The following is an 18,255-nucleotide window of genomic DNA, read 5'->3' as shown; positions in this document are numbered from 1 at the left end:
CTTTGAAACAGTTGTTCGATTGATGTCATTAATTCACCGCTATCCCGCTTTTCACTTACAGGAGGAAGCATGTCGAATATCGACCAGCCCGATCAGGCGAAACGCCCCGATGTCAGACAGTCTCCCAAAACGCTCCGGCTCACGTTTCGGGTCGCGGACGGAACAGTTCAGTTGATATCGCATGAACGGCTGCAAATGATTTGCCCTCCTTCGATCGGAGAACTCCCGCAGGCGAGGAAGCACGGCGGCTTCTGGATGGAACTTCGCGACAAGAGCGATCACGTGATTTTCCACCGGCTTATCCATTCGCCGCTGGCCGGATCCGTGGAGGTACATTCGCCCGATGGCAGGATTCGGCGTGAATTTGGCGATGTCAAGGAAAGCATCTTTGAGGTGCTCCTTCCGGATAAACCGGATGCCGCGTCAGTGACGCTGATGGGTGAATCGCTCGACGTGACTAAGGTAAGCGCACTGCAGGCGGGATCGGCTGAACTGGCGAGGTTCGACATACCCAGGGGAGAGAGGGGAAGCACCCAATGAGCGCGAGTGATGGATATGTTGTTGGCACGACGAAGGTTGTCGATCACGGTCCCGACAGTGCGCGCTGGAATCTCGTCATTCTGGGCGACGGATACCGCGCGAGCGAGTTGCCCCAGTATCATGCGGATGTGCAGAATTTCCTGGTGACCTTGCGCACGACCCCGCCTCTGGACGAAGCCTTTTGTGGAATCAATGTGCATCGGGTTGACGTCGTCTCAACCGATAGTGGCGCTGACGATCCCGGATGCGCTGGGGGAACGCCGACAACAGCCAACACTTATTTCGATGCAACATTCTGCACGGATTTTGCCGGGACGCCTCTTGATCGCCTGCTGACCGTAAATACAGCCTTGGCATTGTCAGTTGCCTCTGCGCAGGTACCGCTCAGGCATCAGGTGCTTTGCATCGTCAATTCGAGCAAGTATGGCGGCTCGGGTGGAACAATCGCCACCTGTTCCACCAATGCCCTGGCATCCCAGATTGCAATTCACGAAATTGGCCACAGTGCTTTTGGGCTGGCGGATGAGTATGGCGGCAACGGCGTTGGCACACCGGCAGGAGAGCCATCTCAGCCTAATGTGACGCGCGACACAAATCGCGCCACGAACAAGTGGCGTACTCTGATTGCCGATACCACGCCGATGCCGTCACAATGCGATCCAGGCTGCACGGCTTCCACCTGCATACCTCCTGCGACGCTTCCGGCGGCAGGGGCGGTAGGTACCTATGAGGGAGCGATTTACTCGGACTGCAACACCTACCGTCCGCTGCCGAGTTGCTACATGCGGGACTACGCGCCGTTCTGTCCTGTATGTGCCGGTGTTATCCGCCAAACGCTACAACCGTTTCTACCGGCTGAATCGATCAACCTGATTACACCGAGTATTGATTTCCGGGACGTTCCGGCGGGAATGGGGGGTGTCGGCATCACGACGCATCGTGCAATCGTGTGGGAGGTTGTAGTCTGCCGCAGCCTCACATTCGAAATCATCGCGGGACCGACTGGTGGTTTCGACACACCGGATGGCACATCTATCACCGTCACCAGCGATCCGATTCTCCCCGTCACACAAGCCCGCATCTGGCTGGCATATACGTCGACGAATCCGGGCGATTCCGCCAGTGGGGACGTTACCGTTCGCTGCGCCGAGACAGACCAGACCTGGACGATCAATATTCTTGCCAACACCATCGCGCGTCCCCGCGCGGCCGTCGCGCTTGTGCTGGATCGGTCCGGTAGCATGGATGACGATGCCGGCGATGCCGTTACAAAGGTGCAGAAACTGCGCGAGGCGGCCAACGCTTTTATCAGCATCATGCAGCCCGGGGATGGGATTGGGCTTGTCCGTTTCAACGAAGCTGCGCAACGGTTGATGGAAATCCAGGACGTCGGCGCTGCTCCCGGCGGGGCGGGGCGTACGACTGCGATTGGACATATTTCAGGAAGTGATATCGATCCCGCGGGTGCCACATCCATCGGCGACGGCGTAGTGAAGGGAAAGCAGATGCTGGATGACGCGCAAGCGGCGGCGGCCCCTCCATATGATGTGACGGCAATGGTGGTGCTCACCGATGGAATGTGGAACCGCCCTCCACCCCTGGCCGACATCTCAGGCAGTATCACGGCAAACACATATGCGGTTGGCTTCGGACTGCCGTCCAATATCAGCGTTCCCGCGCTGACAACGCTGTGCCAGGGGCACAACGGGTATCTTTTGATCACCGGCGCACTCTCAACCGATCAGCCTATGCGGCTCGGCAAATATTTTCTGCAAATACTTGCTGGCGTCTCGAATGCGCAAATCGCGGCCGATCCGCGAGGTGTTCTTGGCAGGAATTCCGAGCATCGCATTCCGTTCTGGACTTGCGAAGCGGATTATGGAATGGATCTGATCGTGTTGAGTCCTGCTCCGCAGGCCATCGATTGTCAGCTTGAAGCGCCGGACGGCTCGCTTATCACGCCAACCTCAGGGCCGGGCGGAGCCAACTCTGAATTTGTGATGAGTCAGTATGCGTCCTATTACCGGTGCGCCCTGCCAGTGCTTCCGGCCCAAGCCGCCGGAACCCATGCCGGACTGTGGCACGCTGTGCTGAAGCCACTTCGCGCATTGCCGGAAGGTGTCGCGCCACGGGCTGTTCTACCGTATGAGGTCGTGGCGCACGTCTATTCCAGCTTGACCTTTTCGGCTTATGCGACACAGACGAGTTTCGAGATCGGCGCCATCATCCGTCTCACAGCGTCGCTGCGCGAGTATGAGGCACCGCTCAGGGGCCATGCGGATGTGTGGGCAGAAATAATGCGCCCGGGCGGCGTAACCGACGTTATCGCACTGAGCCTGGATTCGGGAGGACAATTCGTCGCAGCCTATCAACTGCAAATACCGGGGGTCTTCAGTTTCCGCGTTCGCGCGCGCGGCGAGACCATGCGCGGACTACTTTTCGAACGAGAACGCACGCTTACCGGGGTGGCGACGCCAGGGGGCGACAACTGGGATCCGAACCATCCAAAGGGCAGCGATCTGTGCGATTTACTGCACTGCCTGCGGGAGAGAGGCGTTATCAGTGACGAACTCACGCAAAGATTCAAGGAGATGGGCGTCGACCTGCCGACGCTTCTGAAATGTTTGGGCGAACGGTGCCGGTCGAGGGCGGGGGACGGATGAGATCAAAGTCCGATGATACAAAACCGCCTGATCCGCCGACCTTGCAGATGTAGTAGGCAGACCATTAACGAAATTCCTATAGTACGGTTTAACAAGCACTTGGCAGAGAGGATGCACAGACGTATGCCACCCCTGTATCCCTGTATATCAGCGATGCGAAAAATCCACTTGAAAGAGGAGTACAGACATGACAACCAGACCCATACCTGATGGTTACCATACCGTTACCCCATACCTGATGATAAATGGCGCTGCCGATGCCATTGAATTTTACAAGCGAGCGTTTAACGCAGCGGAATTATACAGAATGGATATGCCCGGCGGCAAAATCGGACATGCCGAGATTCAAGTTGGCGATTCCCGCATCATGATGGCTGACGATTGCGGCGGCGAAAGCCCATTTCGTAATCCGCAATCCTTGGGCGGCTCGCCCATTGGTCTTCATTTATATGTAAAGGATGTGGACGCGTTGTTTAATCAGGCGGTGAGTGCAGGCGCCAAGGCCATCAAGCCGGTCCAGGATCAGTTTTACGGTGACAGGACAGGCACGCTGCAGGACCCATTCGGGCATATGTGGTTCCTTGCGACTCACAATGAAGATCTCTCGCTGGACGAAATCAAACAGCGCGCCAAGGCAATGTTTCAGCAAGACAAGGCGAAAACCTGAACAACGGAACAGGCCTGATAAACGCATGGGGACATCTGGAATATTTATAAGCCTCTGAATAAACCTCTATGGAGGCCGGATTATCAACCAGCCCTCCCAAAATCGGGACCGGGTCGGAGGCTTTCTTGGTCAATTGCAACACAGGCTCTGATCCCGAAGGTAAACAAACCGTTCACCCCCAGCGTTGTAAGACGACAAGAAGCAAAGGCGCATTGCACCGTATGCCAATTGCCTCACTTTGTTGCCACGGCACCTGATTATCATCGCGCATTGCATGCTTGACAGGTGTTATTCTTCACCTCAATCTGCTGCTTCGCAGACCAGGAACCTGATCGATACGGCGTGATGCTTCGCTTGTTTGGCCGCCTATCCCTGTGGCTAGTCGGACCACTTGCGAAGAAATCTGCGCCACCCTGTAGCAGTAATACAACTCGAAGTTTATTGGCTTCGACCGTATTGGTCTTTATGTAAATTATACGCACGGCCACCTGTCTCCTCGATACGCTATAATGCTGGCTTTTTTGGCTTCGATAAATGCCAACGCTGCAAGGACACAACCTGACGTGCGTGCGCGGTGACCGCAAATTATTCGCCGGCATCGATTTTTCCCTCGAAACTGGCGGATTGATGCAAGTCCAAGGGCCCAATGGCAGCGGTAAAACCAGTCTTTTACGCATGCTGTGCGGACTCGCGACTCCAGCTCATGGTGAAATTCTCTGGGATGGCGTTGAAATCCGCTCCCTCGGTGGCGATTACTACGGTTCAATGACCTATCTTGGCCATTTAAGCGGCGTGAAAGACGATTTGACCGCCATTGAAAACCTTCGTATTTCCAGTGCCCTGGCTGGTACCGAAATCGATGAACGCAAGGCGCATGAAGCCTTGCAGCACATGGGACTCGGGGGACGCGAACTCTTGCCGGCCAAAGTATTGTCGCAGGGCCAGCGGCGCAGGGTGACGTTGGCACGCCTGCTGGTATGCAGTACGGTACTATGGATACTGGATGAACCCCTGACGGCGTTGGATACTGCGGCGGTGAAGCTGGTACAGGGTTTAATGGAGCGGCACCTGGAACACGGCGGTATGATAGTGATGACAACTCACCAGGAGATCGAGATAACCGCCGGCGCAACCCAGCGGTTGCAGCTCGCCTGACATGTTTCTGCAGATAATCCAGCGCGATCTTCTGCTCGCGATGCGGCGGCGGTCAGATGTCTTGACAACCCTGTTTTTTTTTATCATTGTCGTGAGCCTGTTTCCCCTCGGGGTGGGGCCCGAGATGAACATGCTCCGAACCATGGCGCCAGGCGTCGTTTGGGTGGCGGCACTGCTGGCCTCGATGTTGTCGCTGGGGCGGATGTTTTCCAGCGATCACCTTGATGGCACGCTGGAGCAGATGCTGCTCTCACCCCAGTCGCTATCCCTGCTTGTACTGGGCAAGGCGCTGGCGCACTGGCTGGTAACAGGTGTGCCCCTGGTGCTGATGGCTCCCGTACTGGGCATTCAATATGATTTATCAGCGGATGCGCTGCTTGTGCTGACGGCCTCGCTATTGTTGGGAACACCCGTATTAAGCCTGATCGGTGCGATTGGCGCGGCGCTGACTTTGGGGTTGCGAGGGGGCGGAGTGCTGGTGTCGCTGCTGGTGTTGCCCCTCTATATTCCGGTACTGATATTTGGCGCCGGCGGGGTGGAAGCAAGCGTAGCGGGTTTGGGTGCTGGAGCACATATGTCGCTGCTGGGTGCATTTCTGCTGGCATCTCTTGCCCTGGCGCCATGGACCGCGGCCGTGTCATTGCGGATTTCGATGGAGTAACGGAAAGTCTGAGCACGTCTTTCATTTTGATAACCGAGCGCGGCAAAATGAGGGTGGGCATAAAACGCATGACGAAGGTAAAACTTGGCTGTCCGCACACGTTACGCCAAAGTGCTCAGCGAAGTTGATTGTGGCAACGAAGAAAGCCACCGTTTATTGCCAAATCCATGATACTTGCCCACGTCCTACAGTTGCCCGTTCTCCTGTGATGTCATCCCACTCCGATTCAAGACCGGTCGCAACCCTGCTGCCAAACTCGAGACTTATTCAGAGCTTTCCAAAGAAACCAATTCTGAATTTAAGGTTTTTAGGTTAAAATTTGCAGTTAAGCACTTGAGGCGCAACACTTGAGGCGCAAAAACAAACACCTCAAACAGGAACCCGGTATTTTTCAATATGGCGATTAACTGGTTTAAATATTCCTCTCCGGCAAGCTTCTACTTCCTTGCCGGTAAAATGATCCCGTTTTTTTCCATCGCCGCGGCCGTATTATTCGTGGCAGGGCTTTATATCGGTTTCTTTGTAGCTCCCACCGATTTTCAGCAGGGTGAAGCTTATCGCATTATTTTCATTCACGTTCCTGCCGCCTGGTTATCCATGTTTCTCTACGTGATAATGGCGATGTGGTCCGGTATCGGCCTTGCGTTCAACACGCGCCTTTCTTCCATGGTAGCCACAGCCATTGCGCCGACAGGAGCAATGTTTACTTTTCTTGCCTTATGGACTGGCGCACTATGGGGCAAGCCCATGTGGGGAACCTGGTGGGTATGGGATGCACGGCTCACATCCGAATTGATCCTGCTGTTCCTCTATATAGGCTTCATGTCGCTGCAGGCGGCAATAGATGACCCACGCCGCGCCGACAAGGCAGGCGCAATGATCGCTCTCGTTGGGGTAGTGAACGTACCGATCATATATTTCTCTGTGAAATGGTGGAATACGCTGCACCAGGGAGCTTCCGTCAGCCTTACCCAATCACCGAAAATGGCATCCACCATGCTGACAGGCATGCTGATCATGTCAATCGCATGCTGGATGTACGCAATCGCCGTAATACTGATACGCACACGGGCCATTATCCTGGAACGTGAGCGCCACACCGCGTGGGTGGGCGAGTTACAGGGGGCCGTACAGTGAACTGGGGTGGTCTATCGGAATTTCTGGACATGGGAGGATACGGATTCTACGTATGGGGATCCTATCTGGTAGCACTTCTCTGCCTGGCCGGAGAAATTTTTCTGGTTTTCAACCGCAAGCGAACTTTGCTCAGACATCTCAGTCTGATTCATCAGTCAACTAAACAACCAAGAGAAGAGAAATGAAACCACGTCATAAAAAACTGGCAATCATCGCCTCGAGCGTAACCGCATTGGGCGTTGCTTCCATACTGGTTTTGAATGCATTCCAGAGCAATCTGGTATTTTTCTTCAGCCCTACCCAGGTAGCCAACAAGGAAGCTCCCATGGGCAAGAGCTTTCGTATCGGCGGCCTCGTGGAAGAAGGCAGCGTCAAGCGTCAGAACGATGGCGTGACAGTGAATTTCGTGGTGACGGATACCGCAAAAGTTATTCCGGTAGTGTATACAGGCATTCTTCCCGATTTGTTCAAGGAAGGCAAAGGTGTGGTAGCTCAGGGAAAACTGGCGCAGGATGGCGTTTTCCGCGCAGACGAGGTACTCGCAAAACACGATGAAAATTACATGCCGCCGGAAGCCGCGGACGCGTTGGACCAGGCGGATAAGGCACGTAAAACGGTGCTGGTGCAATAGCACGAATAATATTGTGGGCGGAGGTTTGGCAGGACCGGAAACCTTTCAAACCTGGCCCAATCCTGGCCACATTTCCTATTTTCAATCCATAACTCATAGCCCTGACCATGATCCCAGAACTTGGTAATTTCGCTCTGATACTCGCCCTTCTGCTGGCACTTATACAAGGTACCCTGCCCATTATTGGTGCCGCCCGTGGCATACCCTCCTGGATTGCGCTCGCGCGTCCGGTAGTTCAGGGACAGTTTGTATTTGTCGTCATCGCATTTTTCTGTCTGGCCTATTCATTCGTCACCAGCGACTTCTCGGTAATAAACGTCGCGCAAAACTCCAATTCGAAATTGCCGGTGGAGTATCGATTTGCGGCTACCTGGGGTTCGCATGAAGGTTCCTTGTTGCTGTGGACATTGATGCTGGCGAGCTGGTCGGTTGCAGTCAGCGTATTCAGCCGCCATCTGCCTAACGACATGGTGGCGCGGGTGCTAGGCGTTATGGGCCTGGTGAGCGTTGGTTTTATTTTGTTCATGCTTTTCACTTCCAACCCTTTTGAACGGATGCTGCCGGGTGCAATGGAAGGAAGCGATCTTAACCCTTTGCTGCAGGACCCGGGCATGGTTGTTCATCCACCTATGCTTTATATGGGTTACGTAGGCTTTTCAGTCGCGTTCGCCTTCGCTATTTCCGCGCTGTTAAGTGGACAAATGGACGCAACCTGGGCGCGTTGGTCACGTCCATGGACGACGGTCGCATGGTTGTTTCTCACCATCGGTATCATGCTGGGAAGCTGGTGGGCCTATTATGAACTCGGATGGGGCGGCTGGTGGTTCTGGGACCCCGTTGAAAACGCCTCGTTCATGCCATGGCTGGTGGGAACGGCGCTGGTTCACTCCCTTGCAGTAACCGAAAAACGGGGAGGCTTCAAGAGCTGGACGGTGCTACTGGCAATATGCGCGTTTTCCTTGAGCCTCCTCGGTACATTCCTGGTTCGCTCGGGGGTATTGACTTCGGTGCATGCTTTTGCAACGGATCCCAAGCGCGGCATATTCATCCTCGCCTTTCTGGTTATCGTCATTGGGAGTTCCCTGCTGCTTTTTGCCTGGCGCGCACCAAAAATTGGCCTGGGTGGCAAATTTGAACTGGTTTCGAGAGAATCGATGCTGCTTGGCAATAATCTATTGATGATGGTCGCGGCGGGCAGCATTCTGCTGGGTACGCTTTATCCGCTGATCATGGATGCGCTTGAGCTCGGAAAAATATCGGTCGGGCCTCCCTATTTCGAAGCCGTATTCGTGCCATTGATGACGCCCGCAATATTTTTGATGGGTGTTGGCCCCCTTGCGCGCTGGAAACAGGCAAGCATACCTGAACTCGCAATACGCTTGCGCTGGGCTTTTGCCGTGAGTCTCGTCACCGCCCTGCTGATGCCGTTTGTCATGGGTGAATGGAAACCTTTCGTAAGTTTCGGTTTGCTGCTCGCTTTCTGGGTAATTTCAACTATAGCCGTCAGCCTGACACACCGGTTGCGGAGCAGTGGCAAGATAGGTTTATTCGCAAAACTTGCCGCACAATCGCGTAGCTACTACGGCATGCATTTTGCGCATCTGGGTATAGCGGTCTTCGTTATCGGTGTAACTTTGGTCGGTGGTTATGAAACCGAAAAAGATGTGCGCATGGCAATTGGCGAAACGGTGGAGGTCGGTGGCTACACATTCCGCTTCAATGGCGCTAAAAAGGCGCCGGGCCCCAATTACATTGCCGATATCGGCAATGTGGATGTACTGCGGAACGGCGAAAAAGTTGGCGTCATGGAACCTGAAAAACGGGTTTACAACGCCTCTGGAATGGCTATGACGGAAGCTGCGATCGATACCGGCTTCCTGCGCGACCTGTATGTTGCCCTGGGCGAACCGCTTGAGAACGGAGCATGGGTGGTACGGGTTTACCATAAGCCATTCGTCGACTGGATCTGGTTTGGGTGCTTGCTGATGGCCTTTGGAGGCGCGTTGGCCGTAACTGACAGGCGTTATCGTCTATCGCCACGCGAGGAACGTGAACCTGCCGATGACAGAAAAGCTAGCGGCAAGAAAATCCCGGCCGGCAAGAAGGCTCCGGCTGCGCCCATGATTGCGAGGAGCAAGAAGGCATGACGCGTTTCCTGCTGCCATTGGCGGCATTCATCGTGCTTGTCGGTTTTCTGCTGGTAGGTCTGAATCTCAATCCCCGGCAGGTCCCTTCCCCTTTAATCGGGAAGCCTGCGCCTGAATTCCAGTTAGAGCAACTCCACGAATCGGACAAGACGCTGACGTCGAAGGATAATCTGGGAAAGGTTTGGCTGTTGAATGTCTGGGCTTCATGGTGTGTCTCTTGTCGTCAAGAACATCCGTTAATGGTCGAATTGGCTAAATCCGGAATAGTGCCGGTCTACGGCCTCAACTATAAGGACGAGCGCGATCTGGCTTTACAATGGCTGAGGCAGTTTGGAGACCCTTACACGGTCAGTGTGCGGGATCCGGAAGGCAGGACAGGCATAGAATTTGGGGTCTACGGTGTGCCGGAGACATATGTCATCGACAAAAATGGAGTTATTCGATACAAACAGATTGGTCCTATAACAGTGGAAGCACTTGAGAAAACAATCCTGCCGCTGGTGAAGGAGCTTCAGGGATGACCATGCTTCTATTTCCCTCAGTGAATCTTATTTCTGTGCACTCGCGTTTTACTATGCGAGAACATTTTTTTAGCATGGGAAAAATAATCCTGATGCTCGCCTTGATGCTTTTGCTATCCCCTGGATGGGCTAAGGAAGCTGCGCCGGTGGCCGAGGATCCCGAAATCGAGAGACGCATGATTGCGTTATCGGAAGATTTACGCTGCCTCGTATGCCAGAACGAATCGCTGGCCGGTTCTCGAGCAGATTTTGCCAACGACCTGAGACGTGAAATCCGCGAACAGATGCGGGCTAACAAAAGTGATAAGGAAATTGTTGATTTTTTGGTAGCGCGTTATGGGGATTTTGTGCTCTATAACCCGCCGGTCAAGCCTACGACAATTTTCCTGTGGTTCGGTCCTTTCATTTTTCTGATAATGGGGGCGGTAATACTGGTTGTTTACCTCAAACGCCGCCGTAGCCAGACTGAAGAACCAATGCTATCCGAACAGCAGCGCAAGCAGGCTGAAGCCCTGCTAAAGGAAAGCAAGGGTAACAACGCATGACGTCATTCTGGGTGGTAGCCGGCATATTTATTGTCGGTGCGTTGCTGTTCGTCCTCCCGACATTGTGGAGTAAAAAGAATCGTCAAGAGGGTGTCGAGCGCGACGCGACCAATATCAGCATCTATCGCGATCAACTGGCCGAACTCGATAGCGATTTCCTCAACGACGTTCTGACTCGCGAGCAATACGAACAAAGCAAGCGGGAATTACAGCACCGGATGCTGCAGGACATACCCGAAGGAGAAACCATGACTGCGGCAATTATGGGCGGCAACCGCAATGTTGCGACCATAACATTGACAATTCTGATAGTACCGCTTCTGGCAATATCACTCTATCTCTGGCTTGGCAATACGAAAGCGTTGCTGCCACAATCTGCCATGGAACAAATGCCGATGGCTGGGGCAACGGACGATGGCGGTCATGCAAACATTTCGTCCGTACTGGAAAATCTTACTGCACGCCTCCAGGAGCAGCCCGACGATATAGAAGGCTGGCTCATGCTGGGTCGTACCTACGCAATGATGCAACGTTTCAACGAGGCAAAGGATGCTTACGAAAAAGTGCTTGCCTTGTCCCCTGATAATCCGGAATTCCTTACCGATTATGCCGATATTGTTGCGATGACGAACAACGGCAGTCTGCTGGGGGAGCCTTTGGAGCTGATCAACAAGGCACTACGCCTCGACCCCGTCAACCCCAAGGCGCTGGCACTGGCGGGCACCGCCGAATTTGAGCAGAAAAAATACAAGGAGGCGGCCGCCTACTGGGAAAAATTACTGGCGCTCATTCCGCCGTCCGAGGCCGAGCTGGTGCAATCCGTTAACAACAGTATTGCGGAAGCAAAATCTCTGGCGGCAGGAAAAGGTAGTCTGGTGGCAAGAGCGCAGGAACAGTCGCCGGGCAGTCGGGTTCCACCGCCTGGGGAGAGCAAATCAGAGTCAGTAGCGGCAGCCGGGACTGCCACATCAGGCACGCTTTCCGGTACAGTCACGATAAGCCCTGCCCTGGCTGGCAAGGCATCTCCCAATGACAGTTTGTATATTTTTGCCCGCGCTAAAACGGGGCCAAAGGCACCGCTGGCGACGTTGCGCCTGCAAGTCAAGGATTTACCCGCGTCCTTTTCACTGAACGACTCCATGGCCAGGTCCGGCGTCCAGCTGTCCACTTTTCCCAATGAGGTCGTAGTGGGCGCCAGAATCTCCAAATCTGGATCTCCCATGCCACAAAGCGGCGATCTGCAGGGTTTCAGTGAACCCATCAGGATTGGCAGCAAGGGTATTAATTTTGTAATTGATCAGCAGCTACCCTAGCAGCCTGTCGGACTTGAAGAATCGAAGCGAAAAAGTGACTGGGTAAGGACAGATTTTGAGGATTTTTGAAGGCCAATAGTTATTCTATTGGCCGAAAAAGCGGCGAAATATGGACCAGCCAGACGCTTTTGCAGTCGATTTCCTTTAAGTCCGACAGGCTGCTAGCCAAATTACCTTCGTCCAAGATATCGGATTACGCCGCCGCGCTCCGCAATACCTATTGCCAGAATTTGTAAAACGAGGTGGCATGCATGATGTGCGGGGCGCGCCAGTAAACCAAGTGCATTGCGCTGTATGAGCGCTGCTTGATACAGCAGTGACCCAACGCCACGGTTGAACTGCCTGAGTCTGGCATTTTACCTGTGACGGTGCGGGACTATTGCTTTTCTGCTAGTCTTTACAAGGTTAGGATTGAGTGAATCTGCTGATTCGAACTTGGCGGCATTTCACAAGCGCGAGCTTTTCCGGTTTTATTGAAAGAATCGCTTGCTTGCCCCTCCCCCCTTATTCCCTTATCCCCTTCCTCGCGCTCGCATAGCCTATTCGAAGAACCTTGTTTAACCACTCAATCGGTGATTGACCCAAAGGGCGGCCGTAAACAGCAACACGGCACCCGCCTGATGAGCTGCCGCTAATGGCAGAGGGACGACAAGCAGCAACGTTGAAATGCCCAGGCTTATCTGTACCGCCAGCATGATCAGCAGCAGGCTGCACGCCAGACGAGCCGAACCGTCAAGCGGTACGCTTCTGGATTTATACCAGAAAACTGGTACCAGAAACGCGAGCGTCCAGGCAATAAGGCGATGATCGAATTGTACCGTCGTCATATTGTCGAAGAAATTTCGGTACCATGGTTCCAGCACGAATAATTCAGGTGGGATGATGTGGCCATCCATCAGAGGAAAGGTGTTGTAGGCCATGCCCGCCTGGATACCGGCCACAAATCCTCCGGATAAGATCATTATGAATATCAGCGAGGTCAGCGCGATTGAAAAACGGCGCAAACTGCGTAACCCACTGCTCGCAAGCGATATGCCGACCGGGTAAAGCAGATCCAGCGCCACCCAAAACATGGCGGCATAAATAGCGAAGGCAAGTCCCAAATGCGCGGTGAGGCGATATTGGCTGACATGCGGATTATCCACCAACCCGCTTTTTACCATATACCACCCCATCCCCCCCTGCAAACCACCCAACAAGAAGATTCCGGCTAGTTTCAGACCCAATGGCCGGTCTATTGCCTTTTTTGCAATGAAATACAAAAAGGGAATAAAAAAAGCCAGTCCGATGACACGCCCCAGCAACCGGTGGAAATATTCCCACCAGAAAATGCTTTTGAATTCATCCAGGCTCATGCCGAGATTGATCTTTTTATATTGAGGCGTCTGATGATATTTTTCAAAAAGTTCGTCCCAATCACCCTGGCTGAGTGGGGGCATGGTGCCAACGATGGGCTGCCATTCGACAATGGATAATCCTGAATGGGTAAGCCGGGTGACGCCGCCGACAACCACCATGGCAAATACCAGAGCACAGCAGGCAAGCAGCCAGATGGCGATGGGTTTTTGCATGGTGAAATGGTAATCGGTTTTGGGTGGAATTAACGATGTCTGAGCAAGTTGCATGGCAAATAATTTAATTTAAGGGCTTAAGGATTTATTTGGCGCGCATCAATCGCTGCTTGTCGCGCGTCCATTCCTTCTGTTTCTCGGATTCGCGTTTGTCATGTTGCTTCTTGCCTTTGGCAAGACCGATTTCGAGCTTGATTTTGCCCGCTTTATAGTGCATATCCAAAGGCACCAACGTGTAGCCGGCGCGCTCCACCTTACCGATGAGCCGTTTAATTTCCTCGGCGTGTAACAGCAGTTTACGGGTACGCACTGGATCCGGCTGGATATGGGTCGAGGCCGTTAACAAAGGACTGATATGACAGCCGATGAGGAACAGTTCACCGTTGCGCAAGACGACATAAGCTTCTTTTAACTGCACCCGCCCCGCTCGAATAGCCTTGACCTCCCAACCCTCGAAAACTACGCCGGTTTCATATTTCTCCTCGATAAAATAATCGTAAAAAGCTTTTTTATTCTGGATAATACTCATGTAAGGGAAGAAAAAGGGTGAGTTCCGAGCGGGTTTGGTGTATTTTAACAGCTTTCAATAGGGTCTCGTTGGATCAGGGCGGTTTATCTCTATCTTATGGCTGAAATCGAGAAATCGGTACTGATCGGTTACTCTGCGAGCCGTATGTTTGCGCTAGTGGACGCAGTAGAAGACTATCCCAAGTTTTTGCCTTGGTGCGGGGGTTCGTCCGTCGTTCCGCAAAATGAGTCGGTTACCCACGCGACTGTCCAGATAGACTACCATCACATCAAGCACAGTTTCACTACCGAGAATATCAGGCAGCCGCCGGAATTGATTACCATGACCCTGCTGAACGGGCCGTTCAAGAACCTTGACGGTCACTGGCGTTTCATACCGCTGGCGGAAAACGCCTGCAAAATAGAATTTCGATTGCATTACACATTCGCGCACCTGTTTCTCGAAAAACTGGTGGGGCCAGTATTTTTCATGATAGCCAATAGCTTTGTGGAAGCGTTCATTGAACGTGCGGAAGAAGTTTATGGAAGCTCCTGAACGAAAGGTTGAGATCGAAGTAGCGTACGCTTTGCCGGGGAATCAGGTTATGCGGCGGCTGAGCGTGCCGTCCGGCACAACAGCGGAGCAGGCTGTGCTGTTTTCGGGAATTATCGATCTTTTTCCGGAGATCGACCTTGCCCGCAACAAGGTGGGCATTTTTGGCAAGTCAGTCAAGTCCGGCATGGTCCTGCGAGATCGCGATCGCGTGGAAATCTATCGGCCTTTAATCGTCGATCCGAAAGAAAGCCGCAGAAGACGCGCGAAAGAATCCAGCTCAACGCGGAAGGCCGGAGAATAAACCGCAAATCTTCATCGCCCCGCCGTGAAGACCGACCATTTCGACATGATTGTCCGCAATCAATACGCCTGATTCCGGTGGTTTGTCCCCCGCAATCCTCGGGTTTCGCTATAATGCCGCTTTGTGAAGGATCAATATCATGCGACTGGTTGAGAAAGCCCTAACCTTTGACGATGTTTTGCTGCTTCCTGCCCACTCCGTAGTCCTACCCCGCAACGTCAATCTGACTACGCGGCTCACTCGCGAAATCTCTCTGAACATACCGCTGGTTTCCGCCGCCATGGATACGGTTACTGAGGCGCCGCTTGCCATTGCACTCGCCCAGGAAGGCGGCATTGGCATCATCCACAAGAATATGCCGGCAGAGTCGCAGGCCGCTCATGTAGCGAATGTCAAGCGATTCGAGAGCGGCGTCGTGAAAGACCCTATCACCATCCCGCCGGATATGACAGTGCGCGACGTGCTTGACCTCATCCACAAATACAAGATATCCGGCTTGCCGGTAGTGGAAGGCTCAAAAGTCGTCGGTATCGTCACCAATCGCGATCTCCGCTTTGAAACCAATCTGGACCAACCCATCAAAAATATCATGACGCTCAAAGAGCGGCTGATCACTGTAAATGAAGGAGCCAGCCGCGAGGAAGCAATGACTCTGTTGCACAAATACCGGCTGGAACGCGTGCTGGTCGTGAATAGCAATTTCGAGTTGCGCGGGTTGATTACCGTGAAAGATATTATAAAGACCTCGGAGCACCCCAATGCATGCAAGGATGATTTTGGGCGATTGCGGGTGGGAGCGGCAATCGGGGTTGGCGAGGGTAGTGACGAACGCGCAGAAGCGCTAGCGGAAGCAGGCGTTGACGTAATAGTCGTGGATACCGCGCACGGCCATTCCCAGAGCGTGCTTGATCGAGTACAGTGGGTGAAAAAACGGTTTCCCCATATTCAGGTTATTGGCGGCAATATTGCTACCGCTGCGGCTGCCAGAGCGCTGGTTGATCAGGGTGCAGATGCCGTGAAAGTCGGAATAGGCCCTGGTTCCATTTGCACCACCCGCGTGGTGGCGGGCGTAGGCGTTCCGCAGATTACCGCAATCAGGAATGTATCCGACGCGCTCGCAAATACAGGTGTTCCCTTGATTTCCGATGGCGGCATCCGCTATTCCGGCGATATTGCCAAGGCAATTGCGGCTGGAGCCAGTTGCGTGATGCTGGGAGGATTGTTCGCTGGCACGGAGGAAGCGCCTGGGGAAATCGAACTATTTCAGGGACGTTCCTATAAGACCTACCGTGGCATGGGATCGCTTTCCGCAATGCAGCAAGGTTCAAGCGACCGCTATTTCCAGCAAGCCGAGCAGGATAGCAGGAAACTTGTGCCGGAAGGCGTGGAGGGGCGTGTTCCTTTCAAAGGAAGTGTTACCGCTGTCATTCAGCAGCTCATCGGAGGGGTGCGTTCCGGCATGGGCTATCTTGGCTGCGAAACAATTGACGACATGCATGCTAAAGCCGAGTTTATCGAAATCACCTCTGCCGGTATTCGTGAATCTCACGTCCATAACGTGCAGATCACTAAAGAAGCACCGAACTATCGCATGGAATAGTTGCTGGGCGATACGCCGTGCCAGAAAATCGCCGTTGGTGCATGTGAATAACGTGCTCTCCAGGTCAACCCGACATTGATTCAGTCTTCTTTTTAATTCCCGCCCATTTTCTTGTTGTTCTTGTTATTTGAGGCTGTCACTCAAGATATTGCCCGGCACACCGACCATGCATCAGAAAATACTCATCCTCGACTTTGGCTCCCAATATACACAACTGATTGCTCGCCGAGTCCGGGAAAACAACGTCTACTGCGAGATTCATCCGTATGACATCAGTTCGCAATCTGTCAGGGATTTCTCGCCCGTGGGTATTATTCTTTCCGGCGGCCCGGCTTCCGTAGCAGAGGATAAAACGCCGCGCGCGCCACAAATCGTCTTCCAGCTGGGCATACCGGTAATGGGTATTTGCTACGGTATGCAAACGATGGCGGCGCAACTGGGCGGTGGGGTTGAAAATTCCAGAGTGCGCGAATTCGGTTACGCGGAATTGCAAATCAGAGATCAGACTACTCTGCTGCGAGATATTAACGATCGTACCGATGCGTCGGGCAAACAGGTTCTCGATGTATGGATGAGTCACGGCGACAATGTAACGGCGCTTCCTCCCGGCTTTCAAGTCATGGCAAGTAACGCCGCCACGCCGCTGGCGGCCATCGCGGATGAGGCGCGCAAGTTTTATGGCATCCAATTCCACCCGGAGGTTACACACACCCTGCAGGGCAAGGCCATTATCGAGCGATTCGTGCATGAAATCTGCGGAGCAGGCTACGACTGGAACATGCCCGATTATCTGGAAGAAGCGATCGGCAGAATCCGCTCTGAAGTGGGCCCAGACGAAGTTATTCTGGGTCTGTCCGGTGGCGTCGATTCATCGGTAGCCGCAGCATTGATTCATCGCGCCATCGGTAAACAGCTGACCTGCGTGTTCGTGGACAATGGCCTGCTGCGGCTTAACGAAGCCGAGCAGGTAATGGATGCCTTTAGCAGAAATCTGGGTGTAAAAGTCATACACGTCGACGCCCGCAGAGAGTTTCTGAAGCATTTGGAAGGGGTTGCCGATCCGGAAACAAAGCGCCGCATCATCGGACGCGAATTCGTCGAAGTGTTTCAGCGCGAAGCTGCCAAGGTCTCCAATGCGCGCTGGCTTGCTCAAGGCACGATTTATCCGGACGTGATCGAATCCGCCGGCGGAAAGACGAAAAAGGCCCATACCATCAAATCGCATCATAACGTTGGCGGGCTGCCCGACACAATGCATCTGAAACTTCTGGAACCTCTGCGGGAATTATTCAAGGATGAAGTGCGGGAACTGGGACTGGCACTCGGTCTTCCGCACGACATGGTCTTCCGCCATCCTTTTCCGGGGCCCGGTCTGGGAGTGCGTATTCTTGGCGAGGTGAAGCGTGAATATGCTCAATTGTTGCGATGTGCCGATGCGATCTTTATTGAAGAACTGCGTATCTCCGGCTGGTATGAAAAAACTTCCCAGGCCTTTGCGGTATTTTTGCCGGTAAAATCAGTGGGCGTGATGGGCGACGGACGTACTTACGACTATGTGGTAGCGTTAAGAGCGGTGCAAACCGAAGACTTCATGACGGCGCACTGGGCCGAGCTTCCTTATACCCTGCTCGCCAGAATATCCAATCGCATCGTTAACGAAGTACGTGGCATCAACCGCGTGGTCTATGATATCTCGGGCAAGCCGCCCGCGACGATCGAATGGGAATAAAGCATCCGGGG

The 18,255-nt window shown here is 53.5% G+C and carries 18 protein-coding genes; 16 read left to right on the top strand and 2 right to left on the bottom strand.

Going from position 1 to position 18,255, the window contains the following annotated elements; translation table 11 throughout:
* The first annotated feature begins 69 nt into the window (after nucleotides 1–69).
* The 12 genes from BMX66_RS00740 (at nucleotide 70) to ccmI (ending at nucleotide 11,980) form a co-directional block, all read left to right on the top strand.
* Nucleotides 70–540: a hypothetical protein gene (locus BMX66_RS00740; RefSeq protein WP_255398734.1), complete on the top strand. Its 471-nt coding sequence runs from the start codon at nucleotides 70–72 to the stop codon at nucleotides 538–540.
* Nucleotides 537–3,203 carry a M64 family metallopeptidase gene (locus BMX66_RS00735; protein ID WP_090877426.1) on the top strand — a complete coding sequence of 889 codons (2,667 nt, stop codon included), beginning with the start codon at nucleotides 537–539 and terminating at the stop codon, nucleotides 3,201–3,203. The genes BMX66_RS00740 and BMX66_RS00735 overlap by 4 nt, the downstream gene beginning before the upstream one ends.
* Nucleotides 3,204–3,390: 187 nt before the next feature.
* Nucleotides 3,391–3,870: a VOC family protein gene (locus BMX66_RS00730; protein ID WP_090877425.1), complete on the top strand. Its 480-nt coding sequence runs from the start codon at nucleotides 3,391–3,393 to the stop codon at nucleotides 3,868–3,870.
* A gap of 534 nt (nucleotides 3,871–4,404) precedes the next feature.
* On the top strand, nucleotides 4,405–5,025 hold the full coding sequence (gene ccmA, locus BMX66_RS00725) for a cytochrome c biogenesis heme-transporting ATPase CcmA (protein ID WP_090877422.1): 621 nt from the start codon (nucleotides 4,405–4,407) through the stop codon (nucleotides 5,023–5,025).
* 1 nt (nucleotide 5,026) lies between these two features.
* Nucleotides 5,027–5,686, top strand: coding sequence for a heme exporter protein CcmB (ccmB, locus tag BMX66_RS00720; RefSeq protein ID WP_090877420.1), 660 nt, complete (start codon nucleotides 5,027–5,029; stop codon nucleotides 5,684–5,686).
* A gap of 396 nt (nucleotides 5,687–6,082) precedes the next feature.
* Nucleotides 6,083–6,823 carry a heme ABC transporter permease CcmC gene (ccmC, locus tag BMX66_RS00715; protein ID WP_090877417.1) on the top strand — a complete coding sequence of 247 codons (741 nt, stop codon included), beginning with the start codon at nucleotides 6,083–6,085 and terminating at the stop codon, nucleotides 6,821–6,823.
* Between the two features lie 29 nt (nucleotides 6,824–6,852).
* A complete protein-coding gene (gene ccmD / locus BMX66_RS00710) occupies nucleotides 6,853–7,008 on the top strand; it encodes a heme exporter protein CcmD (protein ID WP_235001468.1) in 156 nt (51 codons plus the stop codon).
* Nucleotides 7,005–7,454, top strand: coding sequence for a cytochrome c maturation protein CcmE (gene ccmE, locus BMX66_RS00705; RefSeq protein ID WP_090877415.1), 450 nt, complete (start codon nucleotides 7,005–7,007; stop codon nucleotides 7,452–7,454). Before ccmD ends, ccmE begins: the two co-directional genes overlap by 4 nt.
* Before the next feature lie 107 nt (nucleotides 7,455–7,561).
* The gene (locus BMX66_RS00700; protein WP_090877413.1) at nucleotides 7,562–9,601 is read left to right on the top strand and encodes a heme lyase CcmF/NrfE family subunit; all 2,040 of its coding nucleotides are present in this window, start codon (nucleotides 7,562–7,564) and stop codon (nucleotides 9,599–9,601) included.
* Nucleotides 9,598–10,122: a DsbE family thiol:disulfide interchange protein gene (locus tag BMX66_RS00695; RefSeq protein WP_090877411.1), complete on the top strand. Its 525-nt coding sequence runs from the start codon at nucleotides 9,598–9,600 to the stop codon at nucleotides 10,120–10,122. Before BMX66_RS00700 ends, BMX66_RS00695 begins: the two co-directional genes overlap by 4 nt.
* 74 nt (nucleotides 10,123–10,196) lie before the next feature.
* Nucleotides 10,197–10,667, top strand: coding sequence for a cytochrome c-type biogenesis protein (locus BMX66_RS00690; protein ID WP_090879612.1), 471 nt, complete (start codon nucleotides 10,197–10,199; stop codon nucleotides 10,665–10,667).
* A complete protein-coding gene (gene ccmI, locus BMX66_RS00685) occupies nucleotides 10,664–11,980 on the top strand; it encodes a c-type cytochrome biogenesis protein CcmI (protein WP_090877409.1) in 1,317 nt (438 codons plus the stop codon). Before BMX66_RS00690 ends, ccmI begins: the two co-directional genes overlap by 4 nt.
* A 557-nt stretch (nucleotides 11,981–12,537) precedes the next feature.
* On the opposite strand, the gene BMX66_RS00680 is transcribed toward ccmI, so the two are convergent.
* Nucleotides 12,538–13,551: a COX15/CtaA family protein gene (locus BMX66_RS00680; protein ID WP_090879609.1), complete on the bottom strand. Its 1,014-nt coding sequence runs from the start codon at nucleotides 13,549–13,551 to the stop codon at nucleotides 12,538–12,540.
* Between the two features lie 85 nt (nucleotides 13,552–13,636).
* On the bottom strand, nucleotides 13,637–14,080 hold the full coding sequence (gene smpB / locus BMX66_RS00675) for an SsrA-binding protein SmpB (protein ID WP_090877407.1): 444 nt from the start codon (nucleotides 14,078–14,080) through the stop codon (nucleotides 13,637–13,639).
* 96 nt (nucleotides 14,081–14,176) lie between these two features.
* Between smpB and BMX66_RS00670 the strand changes: the two genes are divergently transcribed.
* From BMX66_RS00670 to guaA, 4 genes are all read left to right on the top strand, one after another.
* Nucleotides 14,177–14,614 carry a type II toxin-antitoxin system RatA family toxin gene (locus BMX66_RS00670; protein WP_090877405.1) on the top strand — a complete coding sequence of 146 codons (438 nt, stop codon included), beginning with the start codon at nucleotides 14,177–14,179 and terminating at the stop codon, nucleotides 14,612–14,614.
* Nucleotides 14,601–14,915 (top strand): RnfH family protein, encoded by a 315-nt coding sequence (locus BMX66_RS00665; protein ID WP_090877403.1) that lies wholly within the window; start codon nucleotides 14,601–14,603, stop codon nucleotides 14,913–14,915. Before BMX66_RS00670 ends, BMX66_RS00665 begins: the two co-directional genes overlap by 14 nt.
* A gap of 139 nt (nucleotides 14,916–15,054) precedes the next feature.
* Nucleotides 15,055–16,515: an IMP dehydrogenase gene (gene guaB, locus BMX66_RS00660; RefSeq protein WP_090877401.1), complete on the top strand. Its 1,461-nt coding sequence runs from the start codon at nucleotides 15,055–15,057 to the stop codon at nucleotides 16,513–16,515.
* Nucleotides 16,516–16,681: 166 nt separating this feature from the next.
* Complete coding sequence (gene guaA, locus BMX66_RS00655) at nucleotides 16,682–18,244, top strand: glutamine-hydrolyzing GMP synthase (RefSeq protein WP_090877399.1); 1,563 nt, start codon at nucleotides 16,682–16,684, stop codon at nucleotides 18,242–18,244.
* The last annotated feature ends 11 nt before the right edge of the window (nucleotides 18,245–18,255 follow it).

The organism is Nitrosovibrio sp. Nv6 (assembly GCF_900110495.1).
In the GTDB taxonomy this organism is placed as follows: Bacteria; Pseudomonadota; Gammaproteobacteria; order Burkholderiales; family Nitrosomonadaceae; genus Nitrosospira.
Note: the sequence above shows the minus strand (reverse complement) of the source record. Positions and strands in the feature narration are given on the sequence as shown.

Coding starts and splice junctions, on each gene's coding strand:
- BMX66_RS00740 (WP_255398734.1), top strand. CDS start 70: ATGTCGAATATCGACCAGCCCGATCAGGCGAAACGCCCCGATGTCAGA.
- BMX66_RS00735 (WP_090877426.1), top strand. CDS start 537: ATGAGCGCGAGTGATGGATATGTTGTTGGCACGACGAAGGTTGTCGAT.
- BMX66_RS00730 (WP_090877425.1), top strand. CDS start 3,391: ATGACAACCAGACCCATACCTGATGGTTACCATACCGTTACCCCATAC.
- ccmA (WP_090877422.1), top strand. CDS start 4,405: ATGCCAACGCTGCAAGGACACAACCTGACGTGCGTGCGCGGTGACCGC.
- ccmB (WP_090877420.1), top strand. CDS start 5,027: ATGTTTCTGCAGATAATCCAGCGCGATCTTCTGCTCGCGATGCGGCGG.
- ccmC (WP_090877417.1), top strand. CDS start 6,083: ATGGCGATTAACTGGTTTAAATATTCCTCTCCGGCAAGCTTCTACTTC.
- ccmD (WP_235001468.1), top strand. CDS start 6,853: ATGGGAGGATACGGATTCTACGTATGGGGATCCTATCTGGTAGCACTT.
- ccmE (WP_090877415.1), top strand. CDS start 7,005: ATGAAACCACGTCATAAAAAACTGGCAATCATCGCCTCGAGCGTAACC.
- BMX66_RS00700 (WP_090877413.1), top strand. CDS start 7,562: ATGATCCCAGAACTTGGTAATTTCGCTCTGATACTCGCCCTTCTGCTG.
- BMX66_RS00695 (WP_090877411.1), top strand. CDS start 9,598: ATGACGCGTTTCCTGCTGCCATTGGCGGCATTCATCGTGCTTGTCGGT.
- BMX66_RS00690 (WP_090879612.1), top strand. CDS start 10,197: ATGGGAAAAATAATCCTGATGCTCGCCTTGATGCTTTTGCTATCCCCT.
- ccmI (WP_090877409.1), top strand. CDS start 10,664: ATGACGTCATTCTGGGTGGTAGCCGGCATATTTATTGTCGGTGCGTTG.
- BMX66_RS00680 (WP_090879609.1), bottom strand. CDS start 13,551: ATGCAAAAACCCATCGCCATCTGGCTGCTTGCCTGCTGTGCTCTGGTA.
- smpB (WP_090877407.1), bottom strand. CDS start 14,080: ATGAGTATTATCCAGAATAAAAAAGCTTTTTACGATTATTTTATCGAG.
- BMX66_RS00670 (WP_090877405.1), top strand. CDS start 14,177: ATGGCTGAAATCGAGAAATCGGTACTGATCGGTTACTCTGCGAGCCGT.
- BMX66_RS00665 (WP_090877403.1), top strand. CDS start 14,601: ATGGAAGCTCCTGAACGAAAGGTTGAGATCGAAGTAGCGTACGCTTTG.
- guaB (WP_090877401.1), top strand. CDS start 15,055: ATGCGACTGGTTGAGAAAGCCCTAACCTTTGACGATGTTTTGCTGCTT.
- guaA (WP_090877399.1), top strand. CDS start 16,682: ATGCATCAGAAAATACTCATCCTCGACTTTGGCTCCCAATATACACAA.